Raw genomic sequence first — 21,586 nt, 5'->3', positions numbered from 1 at the left:
GCTTAGTCCCAGTTCAATACGCCACGGGTGACGGGGAAGTCTGCGGACCATGCCGAACAACCACCGGCGTTGCAGGCCCTGACAATGTAGAGACTGGCGCAGTAGGTCCCGCCGCTCGACTGCACATAGGTCTTGGGGCCGGTGTACAGGCGCCGTCCAGCTCCGGAAGGCTCCAGCTGATACTCCGTTGCCCCCGGAACCGCGCGCCAGCCGACGCTGCACTGCACCTGATAGGGCGCCTTGCGCGTGCTGAGCCACTCCGCCACGTAGATCTGAGTGGCCGCGGGAGGAAGCACGACGGAGACACTGGCGATGCCCGAATAGGGACTGCACCCCGCGAAATTGCACGCCCTCACGCGATAGGCATAGCTGCCATTACCCCTGCTGGCACCAAAGCTGTTCCCGCCGCCGTTATGCACCACCGTCCAGCCACCACCGTTGGCACTCTCCTCCAGCACGAAGCTCTCGCTGTTGGCCGGCACCGACCAGCTCAGGCTGTACTGCGGCACGTTCACCAGGCCCGGTGCGCTGATCACCGGCTCGATCGTCGGCGGCCCGATCACCGCTACCGTCGACGTGGCCGACCACGGTCCGCAGCCTGCGCCATTGCAGGCGGCAACCCGATAGCCATAGTTGCCCACGCCGCGCGCAGCGGTGGCATAGGAACCCGCGTTGCCGTCGAACAGCGTGACCCATCCGCCACCATTACTGCTCTCCTGCAGGGTGTAACGCGTGGCACCAGCCACCCCGTTCCAGCCAATGCCGATACTGCCCGGCGCAGAGCGTGCCGGCGCAGAGAGACCTGGCGCAGTGGCAGGCGGATACACCACCGTCACCGCAGCCGTGGCGCTGTATCCCGTGCACCCTACCGGGTTACATGCGCGAACCCGGTAGTTGTAGCTTCCCGCTGCCTTGCCACTGAAGGCCTTGGACTGACCGATGGCGTTATGCACCTGGACCCAGGCGCCACCATTGGCGCTTTCCTCCAGCTCATAGCGCTCGGCACCGGAAGCCGCAGACCAAGCCACGTTGTAGCTGCCGTTGAAGGCCGTGGCAGGCACGTTCAAGGTCGGCACGGTAGATGGCGCCAATGCCACGGCCACTGACGCGACATTGCTCCATCCGCCGCACACCGCCCGGCAGCCGCGCACCCGGAATTGATAGGTCCCCGTGACCAGGCCGGTGCTGGTGAACGATTGCGCCGCGCCATCGAAGACCGTGCTCCAGGTGCCCGCAAGGGCACGCTGCAACTCATAGCGGTTGGCACCACCGGCCGGGCTCCAGGTCAGGTTCACGCTGCCCTGGGTGATGTAGCCCGGCGCACTCAGCGCGGGAACGCTGGGTGCGGCTTCACCATGCACCTGGGAAACCAGGCTGCCTGACAGGTAGAGATAGTCGGTCTGCTTGCCGGTACGTTCGTTGCGCTGGAATCGCAGCACGCCGCCGTTGTCGTAGAACGAGTAGATTGCCCCCTTGCCACTGGCACCAGCCTTCACCCGGCGACCGTGGGCGTCGTACTCGTAGCTCTCTGCTGTTCCCGCCGCGCGCAGCCGGTTGCCGTAGTCAAACGCGAAAGCTTGACCATTGCGCACCGAAAGATTGCCCTGCACGTCATAGCCAAGACCGGTCACGGTTGCCCCGGTCCCGGTTTCGATCACGTTGACCAGCCGATTGGTCGGATCGAAATAGTGCGTACGATCGCGGCTGCCAACCTTGGCACGGCGCAGGTTGTCCAGCGCGTCATACTCATACAATGCGTTGCCGAAGCCCGGTGCAGTGACCGTCCGCAACCGGTCCAGGCCGTCATAGGTCATGTCCCGGTTACCGGGCGCCCCGGGCAGACCATCGGAAATGGCCATCACGTTGCCACCAGCATCGTAGTCATAGCTGTCATCCAGCACTGCGGCCGCTGCAGTGGCATCGCGGCTGCGGTCGGGCAGCCCGCGGGCATTCTGGGTCAACGTGTGCACGATTCCGTTGCCATATACGAAGCGGGCCAACGCGCCGTTGGCAAAGTAACTGGCCTCCTTCGCATAGCCGCCGACCGTCGTCGCCCGACCCAGTGCGTCCGGCGTATAGCTGACGACACGCCCACCCGGATAAGTATTGCTGGCCAGTGTGCCGTTGGCATCGTAGCCATAGGCCAGGCTCAGGCTTCCCAGATCCGGATGCTGCAGGGTTTCGCCGCTGAGCAGGCGGCGGCGGTTGTACTGGTAGCGGTTGACGACCATCGGCCGGGTCGGATCGTTCTGCGTACTGATCTCGGCCGGCAGACCATCAGGCGCGTAGGACCAGTTCTGATTTCCGCGCCCATCCGGGAAGATCAGGGTCGACAAGCGGTTGGCGGCGTCGTAACTACGCTTCACCGCGCGGCCGCTGGCCAGGGCTTCACTGCGGTTGCAGTCGGTCGTGCTGGTCAAACCCGTGCCGGCCGCCGACCACAGCACGTTGCCTGCCGCGTCGTAGTCCTGCACGGTCGCACCGGTTTCCGGCTCGATGGTCTTGCACAGCTGCTGGTAGCCGTCATAGACGTAGCGGCGGGTCAGCGACTGGCTGCCGTCCGCATTGCGGCGGGTGATCGCCAGCGGCTTGCCCAGCGTGTCGCGCTGGATCTCGGTCACCACGCCTTCCGGGTGCTGCAGCGTCAGCGGCATCTCGTAGCTGGGCTGGTCGTAGGCAAGATGACGGGTCGTCGTGGCCTGGCCGCGGGGATTGGTCACCTTCACTGACAGGTTGCCCACGTACTCGGTGCGGGTAACCAGTGCCCCCAACTCGGACGATTGACTGACCACGGTGGGGCGGCCCAACGCGTCGTACTGCGTCGTGGTGCCAGTCAGGGTGGCATTGATATCGGAGAGCTGCCGCGTGGGATACGAGGCAAACACGGTCTTGCCGCTGGTGTCGTAGCGGGTCACCACGGCACTGTCCAGCACATTGTTGGCGTTTTCGGTCACCAGCACCGGGCGGAACATCGCATCCAGGTAGGTATCCGTGCGCCGTCCGCCCTGCGTGCGGGAGTGCTTCCACGCACCGGCGGGCACCCCCAGCTGCGCGCCACCCAGCCGCTGCAGGTCCATGGTTACGCCATTCCAGTTAACGCTGTCGCCGCCAGGGAACTGCTGGCTGCGCAGCCTGCCCATGCTGTCGTAGCTGAAGCTGGTGGTTGCGCCGGTTTCGTCGGTCAGCGAGGTGATCCAACCGTTGTCGTCGACGGCAACCGTGCGCACCGCACCATTGGGCGCTTCGGGCGTGGCCGGCATGCGGAGCTGCTGCGGAACACCACGCTTCCATCCCGATAGATGGCTGGTATTTCCACGGCCATCGGCCACCGAGGCAACCGTGCCGTCGGCTGCATAGGTCACCTGCTGCGCCAGGCGGCCAAATGCGTAGGCGCGCAGCGGCAGTGCTTTGGCCGTATCGAATTCGGTGCGGGACTGTTCGATGCCATTGAGCACACTGCGCGCTGTCTGGCCGTTCACCCATAGCGCGGGATTGTCGTAGTAGCTGGTGCTGGTGGTGCGACTCTGGCCTGCGGAATTCGCTTCAACGACGGTGACTTCGCGCGCAAATGCATCAAAGGCCTGCACGGTGCGGGTGAACTGCACGCCATCCTGTTCCACCACAGTGGATTGGACGGGGCGATTGTAATGGGCCTTGAGATCGCTCGCACCGTACTTGAAGTCCTTGCCGGCCTCTTTCGGGAAGGGCGCCGCATCCAGCTGGGCATCTGGATAGTAGTTATTGCGGTCAACGCGCACGACCGAGCCGCCCGATCGCGTTGTCGTGGACAGCAACAGGCCGTCGTTGTAGGCAACTTCCTTGCCGAACTCGTAGACGCGAACGACACCATCGGGCAACGTCTCGGTGGTGATCTTCGGCTCGGCCTGGCCTACGGGGATTACGGGACCGCCCAGGTCCTGGGCGAAAGCACCATTGAGATTGGTGTATTGATAGGTCCACTGTGCAGTGGGCATCCCCGGACCGCTGATGGTCTTGGTCACCAGTGACATTGCGTCACGGTAGACCGGCGTGTAGTTCCAGCCATCGGCAAACAGGTGATTGTCGCCAGAGGTCTGGCAATCCAGCTTCACATTCTTGCGCCCATGGCGGAACGGCCGGAACAGGAACGTCCCCAGCGCACCCGACGGATGCTGGATGCTCAGGGTGATCTCGCTGGGCACGATCTTGTTGACGCGCGAACATGTGGCCGGGTAGTCCATGTACTCCCAGATGCTCTGCCCGATGTAGTCGGCATACTTGTGGGTGACTGACAGCGGCGGCAGGTTGTAGACCCATTGGGTTCCGTCCGGCAGCGTCACTGTCCGCAGGATATCGGCCTCCGTGTACCCGTAAGTCCAGGTACGCCCAGCAGCGGTTGCGGATGCGATCAGTCCTTTCGCGTTGTAGCCCAGGCTGATCTCGCGGCCATCGTTGGCAACCATGCGCAACAGCCGGTCGCCACTCCACTCGTAGCGCACCCAGTTGCCGAAGCGATCCACAACCTGCGATGGGTACAGGAACACACGCTTTCGATTCAGCAGTGCATTGCTTTCTGGCCCGTAGGGTTGCAGCGTTGCACCGTTGTGGTGCTTGGCGACCATCCAGTCGAAGTAGTACTTGGTACCGTCCGGCGCATGACCAAGGAAGCCTTGTCCCGGCTGTCCGCTCTTCAGGGCGGTCAGGCAACTGAACGTCCAGCCGCCCTTGGTATTCCAAGGCGCCGGTTCGCCAAACTGTGGCTGCGGCTGGCGCGCATCTCCGCTGCCTCCCAGCACCGGCTCACTGCCACCACCCGGTAGAGAGAGTCGCACGCCATCCCAGAATGTAGTGGGACTGAAATTGACGGTCTGGGTTTTGCGACGGTTCCAGACCTCTAGTGACGGAGGCGCCGCCACCGTACTGCAGCGCGCGGCAGGCGCCCAATAGCCGACAGACGCGGTCTCCGGCAGATCACCATAGACGCCGGACATGGACGGGATATCCAGGCCCCAATTCGAGAATGAGTTCTCTCCGCCACCATCGTCATCGCTGTAGCTGCGGCCCAAGGTCATCGTCAGACTGCCATTGCCTGGAATCGAAATATCCGTGGCCTTGAAGCTGATCGAGCCGTCATAGAGATTGACCTGCTCGCCGAAGATCTCGCCCTTCAGCGGTTCGACAAGGTCCCCGTACTTCAGCCGCTTGTCGTACTCCTGGCGCCAGGTGGGAACGATCTGGGCTGAAACGCCGACCGGTGCCAGCACACACAGGGCAATGAAACCGAGAAACAGACCCTTGGCAGCCGTTGCGGCGCGCGGATGAGAAATGAGGCCAGACTGCATGAAGATCCTCCCTGGATCGACGTCCCTGTGTGCCCCACCTGCGCCGAACGGCAGTTGGCCTTCGACCAGGCGGCACCCACTCCGGCAGACAGCCACGCGTTGCTTCACGGTGGGCGGGTGCTGATCACAGATATGAACGAATAATGAAGATGGCGTCAACCCCGCGTATTGGCCATATTCGGCAAAGTTGGCCCAATCGACAGCCTCCCGCGCCCTTACCCGCTCCACCTAGAATGTCCCCATGAGCACCCTGACCTTCCGCGCCGCCACGTCGGCCGACATCCCCGCCCTCATTGCCCTCGTCACCTCGGCCTACCGCGGCGACGCCAGCCGCGTCGGCTGGACCACCGAAGCCGACCTGCTGGACGGCGCCCGCATCGATGCCGAGGGCATCCAGGCCGACCTGGACCGCCCGCGCTCCACCATCCTGCTGGCCGAACGCGACGGCCAGCTGGTGGCCTGCGCCCACGTCGCCGATGTCGACGGCAAGGGCTACTTCGGCATGTTCTCGGTCGACCCGGCCCAGCAGGGTGGCGGCGTCGGCAAGCAGCTGATGGACGCCGCCGAAGCGCTCGCCGCACGCGAATGGAAGGTGCCGGTGATGCAGATGACGGTGATCGACGTGCGCGACGAGCTGATCGCCTTCTACGAGCGCCGCGGCTATCTGCGCACCGGCATCAAGAAGCCGTTCCCATACGGCGACGAGCGTTTCGGCATTCCCAAGCGCGACGACCTGCGCTTCGAGATCCTGGAAAAGCCGCTGGCCGGAGCCGCCGCGTGAGCGATACCTGGACCTTCGTCTGTGCCGGCACCGAGCTGCTGCCGGGTGAAATGAAGAGCGTGTTCGACGAAGTGACCGGCACGCCGATCGTGGTGTTCAACCTCGACGGTGAGTTGTACGCGCTGGAAGACCAGTGCACGCATGAAGAGTTCGAGCTGTCCTCGGGCGAGTTCAACACCACCGAGGGCAGCGTGGAGTGCGTGCTGCACGGCGCGCGCTTCGACGTGCGTGACGGCCGCGCCCTGTGTGCCCCGGCCTACAGCCCTGTGCCCAAGTTTCCGGTGAAGCGCGAGCACGACGCTGTCTGGACCCGCGACGACCGGGATTGAGGCGGCGCTCGGCCCAGAGAGCCCCCCCAGAGGGCGCCCCGCGGGAGAGCATCCACCCATGGGGTGGAACTACCGGAAGGCCATGAGGGCGCCCCCAGGCCGCTCCGGGGCGGCCCCAGCGGGCCGTTACGCCCCGCAGATGCGAATCATTATCGTTGATGTTATTCTACGTAACATCTTCGTAACGACTCCGCCCCCGCGCCATGGCTTCGCCCGCGCCCACCGCCACGCTGTGCCAGCTTGCCCGTCAAGGGTGGCCGCTGCTCGTGGCCGTGCTGCTGACGCTGGTGTTGGGCTGGTCTGCGTTGCATGAAGGCAGGCACACGGCGACCGCCGATGCGCCGACTCTGTATGCTCATGATGTGTCGCCCGCGTCCCCGCCACACGTGCTGCCGCACGAACAGGCGATGCACCCCGCTGAATCCGAACCCGATGGCAGTCGCGGTGACAAACCTCGTGCCCTGCGGCGACTCTGCCTGCAGCACCCTGACAATGCACCTGCAGACGCTCCGGCGCCGGTGACACCGCCCCCTCCGGTGCTCGCACCGGGCCGGCGCCAGCCCCCATCCCACGCACCGCCCGCGCTGCTGGCCTGACGCTCTGCTGCGCCATGCGCAGCCGCATCCGCACGCCCCCCCTCGTTCTACGTACTGCTGCCGCGCGGCCCGCGCCGGCCGCCTCTCCCTGTTCCCCTTCTGCAGACGCCCATGAACCCGATCAAGAGCCGCAAGCACGCTTCGCCGCTTCGTACCCTGCCGCTGGCCACCGCCAGTCTTGCCGCCGGCCTCGGCCTGGCCACCCTGCCCGCGCTGGCCCACGCTGAAGCCACCGACAACGCCCGCACGCTGGACAAGATCGACGTGCACGCCACCCGGGGCTACAAAGCCGACAAGGTGGCCTCGCCGAAGTTCACCCAGCGCCTGCAGGACACGCCGCAAACCATCCAAGTGATTACCAGCGACCTGTTCAACCAGCAGGGTGCCACGACCCTCACCGAGGCGCTGCGCAACAGCCCCGGCGTGGGCACCTTCTATGCCGGCGAGAACGGCAACACGACCACCGGCGATGCGCTGTTCATGCGCGGCTTCGACACCTCCAACAGCTTGTATGTGGACGGTGTGCGCGACCTGGGCTCGATCTCGCGCGATGTGTTCAACATCGAACAGGTGGAAGTAACCAAGGGGCCGGCCGGCACCGACAATGGCCGTTCGGCGCCGACCGGCGCGATCAACCTTGTCAGCAAGCAGGCCAACCTGCAGGACGCGACGTCGGCCAGCATTTCGCTGGGCAGCGACCAGCAGCGCCGCGCCACCGCCGACTGGAACCAGTCGCTGGGCACCACCAGCGCGCTGCGCATCAACGGCATGTGGCAGGACAGCGACCAGCCCGGCCGCGACCACGTGCAGAACAAGCGCTGGGGCATCGCACCGTCGCTGGCCTTCGGTCTGGGTACCGCCACCCGCTACTACCTCAACCTGCTGTATGTGAAGCAGGACAACGTGCCAGATGGTGGCGTGCCCACCCTGGGCCTGCCGGGCTGGACGCCGCAGCCGACGCTGGAAGCGCTGGCCGGGCACCCGGTCGATCCGGAGAACTTCTACGGCACCCGCGCCGACCACGATGACGTGACCGCGAAGATGGCCACGTTCCGTTTCGAGCACGACTTCAACGACAGCGTGCGCCTGACCAACACCGCCCGCTGGGGTCGCACCGAACAGGATTACCTGCTCACCGCCTTCATGGGCACCGGCGTGCGCGGCGCAGGCGGCCGCCCGACCGGCAACATCACCTATGCCAACCCGGCCGACCTTTCCAGCTACGCCATCGCGCGCAGCCTGCCGACCTTCAAGGACCAGCGCAACACGATCCTCACCGATCAGCTGAACCTGCGCGCCGACTTCGCCACCGGCGCGGTCGGGCACGCATTGAGCGCTGGCCTGGAATTCACCCGTGAAGAACTGGACAGCTACGGCCAGGCCGCCGCTGCCGGCACCAGCTGGCCCGCTGCGAACCTGTACAACCCGGACTGGAACGTCAGCGGCCTGAACTGGGCGCACAACGGCGCCGATGCACATGGCAAGACCACCACCTCCTCGGTGTACCTGTTCGATACCCTGTCCTTCGGCGAAAGCTTCCTGTTGACCGCTGGCGTGCGTGCGGACCACTACAAGACCGAGTATGCCAGCGCGTCGGTGTGTGGTGGCCGCGGCGGCCCGGCGTGTGGCAGCAATCCTGCCGGCACGGTGCTGCGCAACCCGACGCTGGACGCGTCCGATACGCTGCTGAACTGGAAGCTCGGCGCCCTCTACAAGGTCGGCGATGCCGTCAGCGTCTACGCCAACTACGCCATCTCGCAACAACCCCCGGGTGGTGCCAACTTCCAGCTGAGCAGCTCGGCCAGCAGTGCCGACAACCCCAAGCTGGACCCGCAGAAGGCCAAGACCTTCGAAGTGGGCAGCAAGTGGGCGTTCCTGGATGACGCCCTGGCAGTGAACCTTGCGTTGTTCCAGACGGACGTGGACAACGAGATCAACACCACCGTGCTCGACGATGCCGGCAACCCGACCCAGACCGGCAGCAAGCGGGTCAAGGGCGTGGAGCTCTCCGCAGTCGGCCGCCTGACCGACAACTGGTCGGTCAGCGCCGGATACAGCCACCTGGACACCGACGTAAGGGAAGGCGCGAAGGTGGCCGCCGATGGCACCACCAACCTGACCTATACCCCGGACGACACATTCACCGGCTGGACCAGCTACACCCTGCCCTACGGCATCACCGTGGGCGGCGGCGTACGCTATGCCGCCGGCATGCACCGCGGCACCGACGGCGCGGTGGGCACCCCGTCGTTCACCAAGTCCTACGTGGTGTATGACGCGGTCGTGTCCTGGGCAATCAATGAGACGATCTCGCTGCGCTTGAACGGCTACAACCTGTTCGACAAGCAGTACGTGGCCAGCATCAACAAGAGCGGCTACCGTTACACCCCGGGTGCCCCGCGCACCTTCCTGCTCAGCGCGGACATCCGCTTCTGATGCAGCACGCGGGGGAGCCCACTCCCCCGCGCCCCCAAAGGAACCGCCATGCTGCTGCACATTCCCGACGTGCTTTCACCCCAGGACGTGGCGCAGGCACGCAGGCGACTCGACGCTGCAGACTGGACCGACGGTCGCGAGACCGTCGGTGCACAGGGCGCGATGGTCAAGCACAATCTGCAGCTACCCGATGCATCTCCCCTGAAAGCGGAGCTGGGCAGGGACCTACTGGCCGCGCTGAGCCGCAGCCCCTTGTTCTTTGCTGCCGCGCTGCCCCTGAAGATCCTGCCGCCGCGCTTCAACCGCTACAGCGGTGGCGGCACCTATGGCTTCCATGTCGATGGCGCGGTGATGAACCTGGCCAACGGCGAACAGCTGCGCTCGGACATCTCCTGCACCCTGTTCCTGTCCGATCCGGACGAATACGAAGGCGGCGAGCTGATCATCAGCGATACCTACGGCGAGCACGAGGTAAAGCTGCCGGCCGGCGACCTGATCGTGTATCCGTCCAGCAGCCTGCACCAGGTGCGGCCGGTCACCCGCGGTGCGCGCGTGGCCTCGTTCTTCTGGGTACAGAGCATGATCCGCGACGATGTGCAGCGCCGCCTGCTGTGGGAAATGGATGGCTCGATCGAGCGCCTGCGGCAGACCGGCGGTGACGCCGAGGCGATCCTGCAGCTGACCGGCGTGTACCACAACCTGCTGCGACGCTGGAGCGAGGTCTGAGCCGGATCCGGCCGGCCTGCAACATTTTGGCAATCATTCTCATTTGCAACAGCTAACAGCTCTCATTACAATCACGCCCCGTTGATGCCGGCCGCTGCCGGCAGACCCTTGGGGACCCCTGCTTGCTGCGCCCGCTTCGCCCTCGCCCACTCATCCATCGAAAGATGGGCACCGCCATGCGCGGCCAGCGTCCTGCGCTGGCCAGTCTGCTGGCGTGGGTGGCGATGCTGGCTTTGCTGCTGGGCACCTTGCCGCTGCTGCCACACGGCCAGGCCGGAATGGCCGTGCAGATGCCGCTGGAAGAGCGCGGTGGCGAAGCGTCCCCGCAGGAAGAAGCACCGGCCAAACTGCGCCGCTGTGCTGCCGCCCCGGTGAAATCGGCCGAGAAGGCACGCCCGCCGTTGCTGCTGGCCAGCCAATGGCTGCGCACCGAGCTTGAACTCGTACCCACCACGCCGGCCATGCCCGGCGTGCGCCCGGACTGGCCGCTGGCCGCTCCGGACACGCCCTGGGCCGACGCGCCCGGGCGCCGCCAGCAACGCGGCCAGGCGCCGCCGCTCGCCTGAATCACGGTCCCGCGTGACCGCCTGCGCGGTCGTGCCCGCACGCCGCTGCCTGCTTCATCCCTGCCGCCCCTGACCGGGCCTCCCCGTGCATGCCGCGCCGTTCGCGCTTGGCATTGCACCACCCTGCATCCTTCGAGGTTACTGCCATGGCCCAGCGCCATCGTGTCCGTTCGTCCCTGTCCCGTACCCTGCTGACCAGCGCCGTGCTGGCAGCCATGACCGCCCCTGCCTTCGCCCACGGTGACGCTTCCGGCGCGCCACAGACGCTGGACAAGGTGGTGGTCACCGCCTCCGGCTTTGAGCAGAAGGTGGTCGATGCACCCGCCAGCATCAGCGTGGTCAGCCGCGAAGAACTCAGCAAGCGCCCGTACACCAATCTGGTCGACGCGCTGCGCGACGTTGAAGGCATCGACGTCGGTCTGGAAGCCAGCGACAAGAACGGCCGTGCCACCATCTCGATGCGCGGCCTGCCCTCCGAGTACACCCTGGTGCTGATCGACGGCCGCCGCCAGAGCAATGTCGGCCAGCTGTATCCGAACAACTTCGGCGGTGGCCAGTTCGCCTACCTGCCGCCGCTGGATGCCATCGAGCGCATTGAAGTGGTGCGCGGCCCGATGTCCACGTTGTACTGCTCGGATGCAATGGGCGGCGTGATCAACATCATCACCCGTCGCAACCAAGACAGCTGGCACGGCGCACTCACCCAGGGCTTCACCGTGCAGCAGGACGATCAGTTCGGCGATGCGCGTACCACCGACGTCTACCTCAGCGGCCCGCTGGTCAAGGACCGTATCGGCCTGGCAGTACGCGGCAGCTACTACGACGCCAAGGCCTCCAATCCGGAGTGGGATGCACTGACCCTGCCCGACGGCAGTCTGTGGGAACGCAGCATCGGCTTCGGTGGCGGCGGCAAGTCGGTGGCCAACACCAACTGGAACACCGGTGTGCGGCTGAACTTCCACGTCAACGATGACCACGAACTGTGGCTGGACTACGACGTGTCGCGGCAGAAGTACGACAACAGCGAGGGCCAGACCGGCACCCTCGACAGCCTGGCCAGCCTGTGGCGCGTCGGCAATGCCGTCATCCCCAACCCGAACGGCAGCGGTACCGTCACCCGCCGCGTGGTGCAGCCGCGCGTGGGCTACACCGCCTACCAGCGCTACGAGCGCGACCAGTTGTCGCTGACCCACCAGGGCCGCTACAGCTTCGGCACCTGGCAGACCTCGCTGACCCACAGCAAGAACAGCAACCTGGGCCGCTCGCTGCCGCTGACCCTGGACGAACGCGCCAACCTGCAGACCCTGTGGAACGACGTCTGCCGCCGCACCGGCGGCGCCAACAACTGCGCGGCCGGCCGCGGCAATGCACTGGCCGCCCTCAACCCAAGTGAAATGGCACGCCTGCAGGCATTCCTGCCGCGTCCGCTGCGCACCATGGAGCTGGAAGGCTACGTGCTCGACACCATGCTCGACCTCGACTTCGGCGCGCACAAGCTGACCGTCGGCGGCCAGTACAACGACACCGACATGATCGACGGCGTGTTCGGCATGGATGGCGCCGGCTACCGCAGCAACACCAAGCAGAAGCACCGCATGTGGGCGCTGTTCGCCGAGGACAACTGGTCGCTGACCGACACCCTCACCGCCACCTTCGGCCTGCGCTACGACGACCACAACGTGTTCGGCAGCCATGTCAGCCCGCGCGGCTACCTGGTGTGGAACGCCACTGACGCCTGGACCTTCAAGGGTGGCGTCAGCACCGGCTACAAGACCCCGCGACCGGATCAGCTGTTCCCGGGCATCACCGGCTTCGGTGGCCAGGGCGTGCTGCCGCTGGTGGGTTCGCCGAACCTGAAGCCTGAAACCAGCACCAACTACGAGCTGGCCGCGTACTACGAAGGCCAGCGCTGGGGCTTCAATGTCACCGGCTTCTTCAACAAGTTCGAAGACAAGATCGCCAGCGGCGGCACGTTCCCGAACTGCGAAGTGGCCCGCGCCGGCAGCGGTTACTGCGTGGACATCGGCCCAGGCTGGGCAGCACTGGGCTACAGCACCTTCACCCAGAGCGTGAACATCGACAAGGCCGAGACCCGCGGTGCGGAACTGGCCGGCCACGTCGACCTGCTCGACACCCTGCAGCTGCGCGGCAACTACACCTGGACCAAGAGCGAACAGACCAGCGGCCCCGACAAGGGGCGCCCGATCTCTGGCACCACGCCGGCAAAGCACATGGCCAACGCCAGCCTCAACTGGCAGATCAACGAAGCGATCAGCCTGTCGCTGATCGGCGAAGGCCGCTACGACCGCTATCGCGACACCCTCATCGACAGTGCCGGCGCCCGCCACGTGCGCTATTACGAGGACTACACGATCTTCCATCTCGGTGGCAGCTGGAAGGCCACGCCGTGGCTGACGGTCAACGCGCGGGTCAACAACCTGTTCGACAAGGACTTCGTTTCGCAGTCGTGCCTGCTGCTCAATCCCAGCGAGTTCAGCTGCGTGGACGACTACGCGACCAAGGACCAGCGCCGCAGCTACTGGATTTCGTTGAACGCGAAGTTCTGATCTCTGCGCCCTGCCCTGGCGGGTGCCGACCTTGGTCGGCACCGCTCCATCCACGCATGGCGTGGATCTACTGATCCGTGGGATTGCCGGCCAGTCCGTAGTGCCGGCCGCTGGCCGGCAATTCCCCAGGGATACAGAACGACACGCAATTGCGAGCTATTCTCATCAATGATGTAATGGGCAGTCCCCGTCCGCCTCGAACCGTGCCGTGAGCCGTCCTGCCTCTTCCACCGTGCAGCAGCAACAGAACCGTGGCTTCTGGCTGCGGACGCTGCACCAGTGGCACTGGATCAGCTCGGCGGTCTGCCTGATCGGCATGCTGCTGTTTGCGGTGACCGGCCTGACCCTCAACCATGCCGCGAAGATCGAGGCCAAGCCCGAGGTGCAGAACCAGCATCTGGAACTGCCGGCCGCGCTGCTGGGCCAGCTGGGCACGCGCGAGGACGGCAACGCGCCGATCCCGCGCCCGGCCCGGCAATGGCTGGACACGCAGCTGGGCATCGCCATCGGCGGGCGCCCGGCCGAGTGGTCGGCCGAGGAGATCTACCTGTCACTGCCACGCCCCGGCGGCGATGCCTGGTTGAGCATCGACCGCGAAACCGGCGCTGTGGAATACGAATCCACCTCGCGCGGCGCTGTGTCCTATCTCAACGACCTGCACAAGGGCCGCAACGCGGGCCCGGCGTGGGGCTGGTTCCTGGATCTGTTCGCCGTGGCCTGCCTGGTGTTCTGCATCACCGGCCTGTTCCTGCTTCACCTGCATGCACGGCAGCGGCGCATGACCTGGCCGCTGGTCGGCCTCGGCCTGATGATCCCGCTGCTGATCGCCCTGCTGCTGATCCACTGACTTTCCTTCGTTTCCGGAGCCGCCCCATGCGCGTCACCCTGACCATCGCCCTCAGCGGCCTGCTGGCCACCTCGCCGGCCTATGCCACCACCCTCGACATCAACGTCGAAGTGCCCAAGCTCAACGTGGCCGAGTACCACCGCCCGTACGTGGCGGTGTGGCTGGAAGGCGCCGACCAGAAGGTCGCCGCCAACCTTTCGGTCTGGTACCAGCAGACCAGCAACAGCGAAGGCCATGGCACCAAGTGGCTGCCGGACCTGCGCCAGTGGTGGCGCAAGAGCGGCCGCACCCTGCAGGTGCCGGTGGACGGCGTGACCGGCCCGACCCGCCCGGCCGGCAAGCACGCGCTGTCGTTCAACGACAAGCAGCCGGCGCTGAAGCAGCTGGCTCCGGGCAACTACACCCTGGTGGTGGAAGCGGTGCGCGAAGTCGGCGGCCGCGAGCTGCTGAAGATCCCCTTCACCTGGCCGGCCACCGCCGCACAGACCGGCAAGGCACAGGGGGCCACCGAACTGGGCCAGGTCACCCTCGCCGTCAAACCCTGAAAAGGGGACGGAGGGGATTAAGTCGTAATTCCCCTCCTCTCACCGCACCACCCTGCATCCACCTGGAGTCTTCCGCATGAAGCGCACGCTCGTCCTCGCCGCCGCTCTGGCCGCTGCCCTTCCCTTCTCCGCCCTGGCCCACAAGGCCTGGCTGCTGCCCTCGCAGACCGTGATCGCCGGCAATGCGCCGTGGATCACCGTCGACGGTGCGGTCTCCAACGACCTGTTCTATTTCAACCACGTGCCGCTGCGCCTGGAGTCGGTGGTGATCACCGCGCCGGACGGCAGCACCGTGCAGGCGCAGAACGCCGCCACCGGCAAGTACCGCAGCGTGTTCGACGTTGAGCTGAAGCAGCCGGGCACCTACCGCATCGCGTCGGTCAATGACGGCCTGTTCGCCACCTACGAGCAGAACGGCGAGCGCAAGCGCTGGCGCGGCAGCGTGGCTACCTTCGGTGAACTGCCGAAGGACGCGAAGAAGCTGGAAGTGAGCCAGTCGGTCGGCCGCGTGGAAACTTTTGTCACCAACGGCGCACCGAACGACACCGCGCTGAAGCCGACCAACCGTGGTATCGAGCTGGTCGCCGTCGGCCACCCGAACGATCTGTTCGCCGGCGAGGAAGCGACCTTCCGCGTACTGGTCGATGGCAAGCCGACCGCCGGCCTCGAATTCGAGATCGTGCGTGGCGCCACCCGCTACCGCAACGCGCAGGACGAACTGAAGCTGACCAGCGACGCCAAGGGCGAGATCAAGGTGACCTGGCCGGAAGCCGGCATGTACTGGCTGGAGACCGGCACCGAGGACAACAAGACGTCGGTGAAGCAGGCCGCCAAGCGCCGCCTGAGCTACGTCGCCACGCTGGAAGTGCTGCCGCAGTAATGACGTGGACCGCGATGCCGGGCACGCCCCGGCATCGCGCCTGCAGCACACCACCATGACCGATCCCCTGCTCGACATCGCCCGCCTCGGTGGCACCACCATGGGCACCACCTGGAGCGTGTCGCTGGTCGCATCGCGCCAGCGCGACCTGCACCCGCTGCACGCTGGCATCCAGGCGCGGCTGGACGAGGTGGTCGCGCAGATGAGCACCTGGGAGCGTGGTTCGGATCTGAGCCGCTACAACCGCGCCGACGCCGGCCAATGGTGCGTGCTGCCGGCCGAAACCCGTCACGTTCTGGTCTGCGCACAGGCCATCGCTTCCGCCAGTGGCGGCGCCTTCGATCCCACCATCGGTCCGCTGGTTGCACTGTGGGGCTTCGGTGCACATGCCGGTGAACGCCGCCAGCCCGACGACGCTACCCTGCAGGCCACGCGTGATCGCTGCGGTTGGCAGCGCCTGCAGTGGCAGGACGATGCGCTGCTGCAACCGGGTGGACTGGAACTGGATCTCTCTGCGATCGCCAAGGGCTTCGGCGTCGATCACGTGGCCGCCTGGTTGCGTGGACAAGGCATCACTGCCGCGCTGATCGAAGTCGGCGGCGAACTGGCCGGCTACGGCCGCAAACCGGACGGCCAGCCGTGGCGCGTGCTGGTGGAATCCGCACCCGAAGAAGACGTGCACACCGATACCCCGCCACGGGTGCTGGCGCTGGACGGCAAGGCGGTGGCCACCTCCGGTGATCGCTGGCACCAGTACCAGGCCGATGGCGAGGCTTACAGTCACAGCCTGGACCCGCGCTCGGGCAGACCGGTGCGGCAGGTTGCAGCGGCGGTCACGGTGGTAACCGACGACGCCATGCACGCCGATGCATGGGCCACCGCACTGACCGTACTCGGTCGCGAACAGGGCATGGCATTGGCCGAGCGCGAAGGACTGGCTGCGCGCTACCTGCAGCGTGCGGCAGACGGCCCCCGCGAATTCCTCAGCAGCGCCTTCCAGCGCCTGCTCGACGAGCAGGACGCATGAGCGCACGTCCATCGCGCGCCTGGCTCGGCAACGCACTGGTTCTGCTCCTGCTGGCAGCGATCGGCTGGGCACTGCTTCGCCTGCATCTCGGCGAAGCGTGGTGGTGGGGCGCACCACCGGCGCGGCACTCGCAGATCGCGGTGCTCGCCACGGTGCTGTATGCGCTGGCCTGCGCGGCACTGTGGTGGCGTGGGCGCCCGCGCGACGACGCCGCAACCGGAGACACCGCGCCCATCCTGCTGGTCTGGTCCAGCCAGACCGGCTTCGCCCGCGAACTGGCCGAACGCAGCGCCGAGGCCCTGCGCGGTGCCGGCGTGCCAGTGCGCGTGCGCGGACTGCATGAGGTGGATGCAGCACTGCTGGCTTCCAGCCAGCGCGCGCTGTTCATTGCCAGCACCACCGGCGAAGGCGATCCACCCGACCACGCCCTGCCGTTCCTGCGCGGGGTGATGGCCACCCCGCCCCCGCTGCAGCACCTGCACTACGGCGTGCTCGCGCTGGGCGACCGCAGCTATGGCCACTTCTGCGGATTCGGCCACCAGCTGGACACTTGGCTGCGCCAGCACGGTGCACATCCGCTGTTCGATGCGATCGAGGTCGACAATGCCGATCCGGCGGCGCTGCGACATTGGCAGCAGTTGCTGGGACAACTTGGCGGCGGCGCCACTGAACTGCCCGACTGGAGCCCGGCCGAGTATCAGCCGTGGACGCTGCTGCAACGCGAGCATTTGAACCCGGGCAGCCCCGGTGGTCCGGTGTACTGGTTGCGCCTGCAGCCCCCGGCCGATGCAAATGCGCAGTGGCAGGCCGGTGACATCGCCGAGATCGGCCCGCAGCACGCATCGCACACCGTGCGTGCCTGGCTGGATGCACAACGCTTCGACGCGGACACCGTGCTGGATGATGGGCAGACGTTGCTGGCACGTGTCGCGCGCTCGCACCTGCCCTCATTGGTTCCCCCGGGTGATCTGCCTGCCTTGCTGGCGACCCTGCAACCGCTGCCGCATCGCGAGTACTCGATCGCCTCGGTCATGGCCGACGGTGCGGTTGAGCTGCTGCTGCGCCGCCAGCTGCGCGCTGACGGTACACCCGGCATCGGCAGCGGCTGGCTGTGCGACCACGCTGCCATCGGCGAACCGGTACAGCTGCGTCTGCGCCGCAACGACAATTTCCACGGCTTGGCCGCCGACGTGCCGCTGCTGCTGATCGGCAACGGCACCGGCATCGCCGGCCTGCGCGCGCATCTGCACGAACGCGTACGCAGTGGCGCACGGCGCACCTGGCTGCTGTTCGGTGAGCGCACCGCCGCGCATGACTTCCACTTCGGTGAAGAACTGCAGGCGATGCTGGCCGACGGCACGCTGGCGCGGTTGGATGCAGTGTTCAGCCGCGATGGCGGTGCGCACCGCTATGTGCAGGACCGGCTGCTGGCCGAAGCGGCAACGCTGCGCCAATGGGTGGATGAAGGCGCCACGATCCTGGTCTGCGGCAGCCTGCAGGGCATGGCCCCGGCGGTGGATGCAGTGATCGAGCAGGTGCTGGGTACCGCGGGCAAGGAAGCGCTGTTGCTGGCCGGTCGTTACCGGCGCGATGTGTATTGAGGCCACCGCATCCTGGTGGGCGCGAACCGCATTCTGGTGGGTGCGAACCTCGGTTCGCACCATGACGCGGTGTCGGTGGCCGCATCCACGCATGGCGTGGATCTACAACGGCGTGTCCAGGCATGGTTGCAACCGCACCCCGGTAGATCCACGCCATGCGTGGATGGTGCCCACCGGCGCCAACACATCATGCCCCCGCCGCGCTGACCCGTATCGCCAACAACTCGCCACCACCGCTGAGCGCATGACGCTGCCGTGCACCCGCCGCCAACCACGCAGTGTCTCCCGCCTGCAACGCCGGCAAGCCGCTGTCGGCACCGAACTCCGCCTGACCGGCCAGCAGATGCAGCGCCCAGGCCACGCCCGGTTCGCAGAAGAAGAACATCGCCCCCACCAGTGGCCGGTGCAGCAGTTCGGCCTGCAGCAGCTCGCGCTTCCACATCAGGTTGAAGTCGTGGGTGGTGCCATCGACCAGTTCGCCGTGCAGCGCTTCCTCACCGGCAAACCGCACCCGTCCGTGCGGCGGCAGCACCTCGGCCACACGGCCATCCTCGAAACGCAGGCGCACGCCATTGCCCTGCAGCAGCACCAGTTCGCGCTCCACGCCGGGGAAAGCAGAGAACGCGGCGTCCTGTTCGATCTCGGCCACCGACAGGCGCAGCGCCCAGTCGTCACCCTGCGCCGGCAGGCGCAGGATCTCGCGGGTCCAGCCCAGGCCGTTGCGCCAGCGTTCGCGGCGATAGTCCAGGCGGGAGATCACCTGGCTCGGAGTGTGCAACAGGGAGTCGATGTTCATCGGCGCATTGCATCATGCCGCGCGCCGTCATGCATCACCGCGTGGCGAGCGTGCCCTGGCCACCACACTCACCGCCCAGCAGCTGCGAGTGCTTCAGCCAGTCCTGGTCGGGGTAGTAGGCGAACACCATCGTGCCGCCACGCAATGCGTCGATCAGCGGCTTGGCCACCGACAGGCGTACCGCAGGGCAGCCCAGGCTGCGGCCGAGCCGCCCCTGCAGCTGCGCAGTCGCCGGGTTCACGTACGGCGCGCCGTGGATGACGATGGCGCGTTCGCGCGCGCGGTCGTTGAAGCCCGGTTCCAGCCCGGCCAGGCGCAGCGAATAGCCGTTGCCGCCCATGTAGGTCTCCTGCGCGGTGAACGCGCCGAGGCTGGACATGAAGCTGCCATCGCGGTTGGAGAAGTGTTCGGTGCGGTTCTCACCGCTGTTGCGGCCATGCGCCACCCATTCCTCGAACAGCAGGCGCTGGTGGGCCAGATCGAACACCCACAGGCGCGGCTCGGTGGACGGCCGCGAATAATCGATCACGCTCAGGCGATCACCATTGATGCCCAGCTCCGGCCGCTGCAGCGCGCAGCGCATGGCGTGCGCCGCCAGCTGCAATACGTGGCGGTCGGCCTTGGGTGCACTGCGCGACAGCAAGGCGGCCAGATCATCGGCACTGGTGGCAAGGGCGGGCGTCTGTGCCAGCGCCGGAGCGCTGGCCGAGGTCGCCAGCAGGCCGAACGCGGCCAGCCGGCACAGGCGGGATGCAGTCATGGGCACAACAGGGGGACTCAGTTGCCCTTGAGGGTGGACCCTGGCGGCTCGGATTCCAAGACCGGCTGCATTCCGGATTCAGCCGGGCTTGGGCGGACCGCCGGCAGCGAGGTCACCAGCAGGGTCGTGCCCGGTACCAGCACCTGGTACAGCTGGCGGGCGAAATCGGCCGGCAACGCCATCGGCAGCGAGGGCGTGGCCAGCAGGTCCGGCGTGGCCTGGGCACGGTCCTGGCCCAGCAGCGGATAGGCCGTCCACTGGTGCAGGCGCTGGTTCGCGTCCAACGGGCTGGGCGTATCGCTGTAGCCCTGCCCCATCACGAACAGGGTGGTGCCCTGGAACGCCGGCAGGGCGTCGGCCTTCAGCGGCGACTCGCCGATCATCACGCCATCGCGCAGCACGTACAGGCGCTGGTCGTGCAAGCTGACCAGGATGCCGACCTGCCCGGTCGGCGCCGCGGCGTCATCCCACCAGGCCTGCGCCGGGGCCCCACCCTCGGTTTCCGGAAGGGCCTGGCCGCGCGCGTTGACCGGCGCCAACACCGACGGATAGGCCAGCGTCATCGGCGAGCTCTTGGCATCGGCCACGACCACGGTGTCGCCACGCTGGGTTTCACTGAACAGCTTCTGCGCGAAGGCCTGCGGCAGCCGCACGCAGCCATGCGAGGCCGGATGACCGGGCAGGCTGCCGCCATGCAGGGCGATGCCGTCCCAGGTCAGCCGCTGCATGTAGGGCATCGGCGCGCTGTTGTAGAGGTTGGACTTGTGGTCCTTGTCCTTCTGCAGGATGGTGAACACGCCGGTCGGCGTCTCATGCCCAGCCTTGCCCGAGCTGATCGTGGTCAGGCCGATGGCAATGCCGTTGCGGTACACGTACGCGCGCTGCTCATCGAGGCTGACCACCAGCACGATCGGGCCGGTCGGCGAAATTTCCGGATGCCACAGGTATTCGCCCGGCTTGAGGTCGGTCGGTCCGCGCACTTCGGCGGTGCTGGCTGCGGCAGCGGCAGGCTTGGCAACCGGCGTCGGCGCAGCGGCATGGCCCAGCAGCGGTAGAGCCAGTGCAAGGGCGAGCATCAGGGTGGTGGGGCGGTGCAGAAGCATCCAGCGGGGGTCCTTTCCATGCGGTGCGGCCACCGTACACCATCGACCCGTGGTGGCCGCGGCAAAACCAGGCGCCGGAAATGAAACTGCCCGGCGACACAGCCATGTGTCGTACCGGGCAATCGTTACGTCCTTGTCGGCCTGCTGCCGCCCCCTCGCATCCTGCGCTGTGGGGGTAGCGTTGCATCCTGCACGCGGCCGCGTCTGTCCTGTTTGTATCTCAGCCCCTTCCACAGGTCTGTGATGCCACCATCCTGGTGATTGGTGCCGCGTCCTGCGGCGGTCGGTGGTCACGGCCTTCCTGTCCGTGTCCGGTGAACCAGCCTCCTGCCGGTTCCGACGATTCCTGCTGTCAGCGCCTGGGTACGGTTCGCACCGGTACCGATCCGGGTACCGGATCCGCCGGCAACAACCTGTTGCCTACGGTGATCCGCTGTCGATTCCGTTCGACGATTGCTTTCCCTATCCCCTTCACCTGCGTCAGGTCCTCGACGCGATGAAACGGGCCGTGTCTGCGCCGGTGCTCGACGATCGCCTTGGCCTTGGCGGCTCCGACCATCGTCAATCCCTGCTGCAGCGCCTGGGCATCGGCGCGGTTGATGTCGATCGGTTCGGCGGCATGCGCCCCAGCGACCCACACGACCAGCACCAGTGCCCTCAACACGACACTCCAAGGCACGACGTGTATCTCCTTGTGATTCTGGC

Annotated in this window: 16 protein-coding genes; 11 read left to right on the top strand and 5 right to left on the bottom strand. The window is 66.5% G+C overall.

The features are described 5' to 3' along the window. Window positions 1–2: 2 nt before the first annotated feature. On the bottom strand, window positions 3–5,321 hold the full coding sequence (locus tag ACZK33_RS05655) for an RHS repeat domain-containing protein (RefSeq protein ID WP_423174938.1): 5,319 nt from the start codon (window positions 5,319–5,321) through the stop codon (window positions 3–5). A 241-nt stretch (window positions 5,322–5,562) separates the two neighbouring features. On the opposite strand from ACZK33_RS05655, the gene ACZK33_RS05650 reads away from it, so the two are divergent. The 11 genes from ACZK33_RS05650 to ACZK33_RS05600 all read left to right on the top strand — a co-directional run bounded on the left by ACZK33_RS05650 (window position 5,563) and on the right by ACZK33_RS05600 (window position 18,222). Next, a complete protein-coding gene (locus ACZK33_RS05650; RefSeq protein ID WP_423174939.1) occupies window positions 5,563–6,102 on the top strand; it encodes a GNAT family N-acetyltransferase in 540 nt (179 codons plus the stop codon). After that, window positions 6,099–6,431, top strand: a complete 333-nt coding sequence (locus tag ACZK33_RS05645) for a non-heme iron oxygenase ferredoxin subunit (RefSeq protein ID WP_100437470.1) — start codon at window positions 6,099–6,101, stop codon at window positions 6,429–6,431. The genes ACZK33_RS05650 and ACZK33_RS05645 overlap by 4 nt, the downstream gene beginning before the upstream one ends. Before the next feature lie 707 nt (window positions 6,432–7,138). Then, window positions 7,139–9,463 carry a catecholate siderophore receptor Fiu gene (locus tag ACZK33_RS05640; protein WP_279912749.1) on the top strand — a complete coding sequence of 775 codons (2,325 nt, stop codon included), beginning with the start codon at window positions 7,139–7,141 and terminating at the stop codon, window positions 9,461–9,463. A 48-nt stretch (window positions 9,464–9,511) separates the two neighbouring features. Continuing rightward, window positions 9,512–10,189 carry a Fe2+-dependent dioxygenase gene (locus tag ACZK33_RS05635; RefSeq protein WP_049398802.1) on the top strand — a complete coding sequence of 226 codons (678 nt, stop codon included), beginning with the start codon at window positions 9,512–9,514 and terminating at the stop codon, window positions 10,187–10,189. Window positions 10,190–10,353: 164 nt separating this feature from the next. Further along, entirely contained in the window at window positions 10,354–10,755 is a 402-nt protein-coding gene (locus tag ACZK33_RS05630) for a hypothetical protein (RefSeq protein ID WP_049398800.1), read from the top strand. 146 nt (window positions 10,756–10,901) lie between these two features. Continuing rightward, window positions 10,902–13,322, top strand: a complete 2,421-nt coding sequence (locus ACZK33_RS05625) for a TonB-dependent receptor domain-containing protein (RefSeq protein ID WP_478454214.1) — start codon at window positions 10,902–10,904, stop codon at window positions 13,320–13,322. 208 nt (window positions 13,323–13,530) lie between these two features. Then, window positions 13,531–14,169 carry a PepSY-associated TM helix domain-containing protein gene (locus ACZK33_RS05620; protein ID WP_032129249.1) on the top strand — a complete coding sequence of 213 codons (639 nt, stop codon included), beginning with the start codon at window positions 13,531–13,533 and terminating at the stop codon, window positions 14,167–14,169. Between the two features lie 26 nt (window positions 14,170–14,195). Continuing rightward, window positions 14,196–14,714, top strand: coding sequence for a DUF2271 domain-containing protein (locus tag ACZK33_RS05615; RefSeq protein ID WP_049398798.1), 519 nt, complete (start codon window positions 14,196–14,198; stop codon window positions 14,712–14,714). A gap of 76 nt (window positions 14,715–14,790) precedes the next feature. Then, entirely contained in the window at window positions 14,791–15,594 is an 804-nt protein-coding gene (locus tag ACZK33_RS05610) for a DUF4198 domain-containing protein (RefSeq protein ID WP_423174941.1), read from the top strand. Between the two features lie 55 nt (window positions 15,595–15,649). After that, entirely contained in the window at window positions 15,650–16,621 is a 972-nt protein-coding gene (locus ACZK33_RS05605; protein WP_423174942.1) for an FAD:protein FMN transferase, read from the top strand. Continuing rightward, window positions 16,618–18,222 carry a sulfite reductase subunit alpha gene (locus ACZK33_RS05600; RefSeq protein ID WP_423174943.1) on the top strand — a complete coding sequence of 535 codons (1,605 nt, stop codon included), beginning with the start codon at window positions 16,618–16,620 and terminating at the stop codon, window positions 18,220–18,222. Before ACZK33_RS05605 ends, ACZK33_RS05600 begins: the two co-directional genes overlap by 4 nt. Before the next feature lie 187 nt (window positions 18,223–18,409). Here ACZK33_RS05600 and ACZK33_RS05595 read toward each other — a convergent pair whose 3' ends face one another. The 4 genes from ACZK33_RS05595 to ACZK33_RS05580 form a co-directional block, all read right to left on the bottom strand. Next, window positions 18,410–19,018 carry a HutD/Ves family protein gene (locus tag ACZK33_RS05595; protein ID WP_423174944.1) on the bottom strand — a complete coding sequence of 203 codons (609 nt, stop codon included), beginning with the start codon at window positions 19,016–19,018 and terminating at the stop codon, window positions 18,410–18,412. Between the two features lie 34 nt (window positions 19,019–19,052). Then, window positions 19,053–19,778, bottom strand: a complete 726-nt coding sequence (locus ACZK33_RS05590; RefSeq protein ID WP_004147404.1) for a murein L,D-transpeptidase catalytic domain family protein — start codon at window positions 19,776–19,778, stop codon at window positions 19,053–19,055. A 17-nt stretch (window positions 19,779–19,795) separates the two neighbouring features. After that, window positions 19,796–20,881: a L,D-transpeptidase gene (locus ACZK33_RS05585; RefSeq protein ID WP_423174945.1), complete on the bottom strand. Its 1,086-nt coding sequence runs from the start codon at window positions 20,879–20,881 to the stop codon at window positions 19,796–19,798. A gap of 352 nt (window positions 20,882–21,233) precedes the next feature. Next, the gene (locus ACZK33_RS05580; protein WP_423174954.1) at window positions 21,234–21,545 is read right to left on the bottom strand and encodes a ComEA family DNA-binding protein; all 312 of its coding nucleotides are present in this window, start codon (window positions 21,543–21,545) and stop codon (window positions 21,234–21,236) included. Between the last annotated feature and the right edge of the window lie 41 nt (window positions 21,546–21,586).

This window comes from Stenotrophomonas sp. 86156_Sma (assembly GCF_056481625.1).
The sequence above is the reverse complement of the archived record's forward strand: the minus strand, read 5'-3'. Positions and strand labels throughout refer to the sequence as shown.

What these genes read in the sequence shown, in the direction of transcription:
- ACZK33_RS05655 (WP_423174938.1), bottom strand. Translation starts at nt 5,321, where the DNA reads ATGCAGTCTGGCCTCATTTCTCATCCGCGCGCCGCAACGGCTGCCAAG.
- ACZK33_RS05650 (WP_423174939.1), top strand. Translation starts at nt 5,563, where the DNA reads ATGAGCACCCTGACCTTCCGCGCCGCCACGTCGGCCGACATCCCCGCC.
- ACZK33_RS05640 (WP_279912749.1), top strand. Translation starts at nt 7,139, where the DNA reads ATGAACCCGATCAAGAGCCGCAAGCACGCTTCGCCGCTTCGTACCCTG.
- ACZK33_RS05635 (WP_049398802.1), top strand. Translation starts at nt 9,512, where the DNA reads ATGCTGCTGCACATTCCCGACGTGCTTTCACCCCAGGACGTGGCGCAG.
- ACZK33_RS05630 (WP_049398800.1), top strand. Translation starts at nt 10,354, where the DNA reads ATGGGCACCGCCATGCGCGGCCAGCGTCCTGCGCTGGCCAGTCTGCTG.
- ACZK33_RS05625 (WP_478454214.1), top strand. Translation starts at nt 10,902, where the DNA reads ATGGCCCAGCGCCATCGTGTCCGTTCGTCCCTGTCCCGTACCCTGCTG.
- ACZK33_RS05615 (WP_049398798.1), top strand. Translation starts at nt 14,196, where the DNA reads ATGCGCGTCACCCTGACCATCGCCCTCAGCGGCCTGCTGGCCACCTCG.
- ACZK33_RS05610 (WP_423174941.1), top strand. Translation starts at nt 14,791, where the DNA reads ATGAAGCGCACGCTCGTCCTCGCCGCCGCTCTGGCCGCTGCCCTTCCC.
- ACZK33_RS05605 (WP_423174942.1), top strand. Translation starts at nt 15,650, where the DNA reads ATGACCGATCCCCTGCTCGACATCGCCCGCCTCGGTGGCACCACCATG.
- ACZK33_RS05600 (WP_423174943.1), top strand. Translation starts at nt 16,618, where the DNA reads ATGAGCGCACGTCCATCGCGCGCCTGGCTCGGCAACGCACTGGTTCTG.
- ACZK33_RS05595 (WP_423174944.1), bottom strand. Translation starts at nt 19,018, where the DNA reads ATGAACATCGACTCCCTGTTGCACACTCCGAGCCAGGTGATCTCCCGC.
- ACZK33_RS05590 (WP_004147404.1), bottom strand. Translation starts at nt 19,778, where the DNA reads ATGACTGCATCCCGCCTGTGCCGGCTGGCCGCGTTCGGCCTGCTGGCG.
- ACZK33_RS05585 (WP_423174945.1), bottom strand. Translation starts at nt 20,881, where the DNA reads ATGCTTCTGCACCGCCCCACCACCCTGATGCTCGCCCTTGCACTGGCT.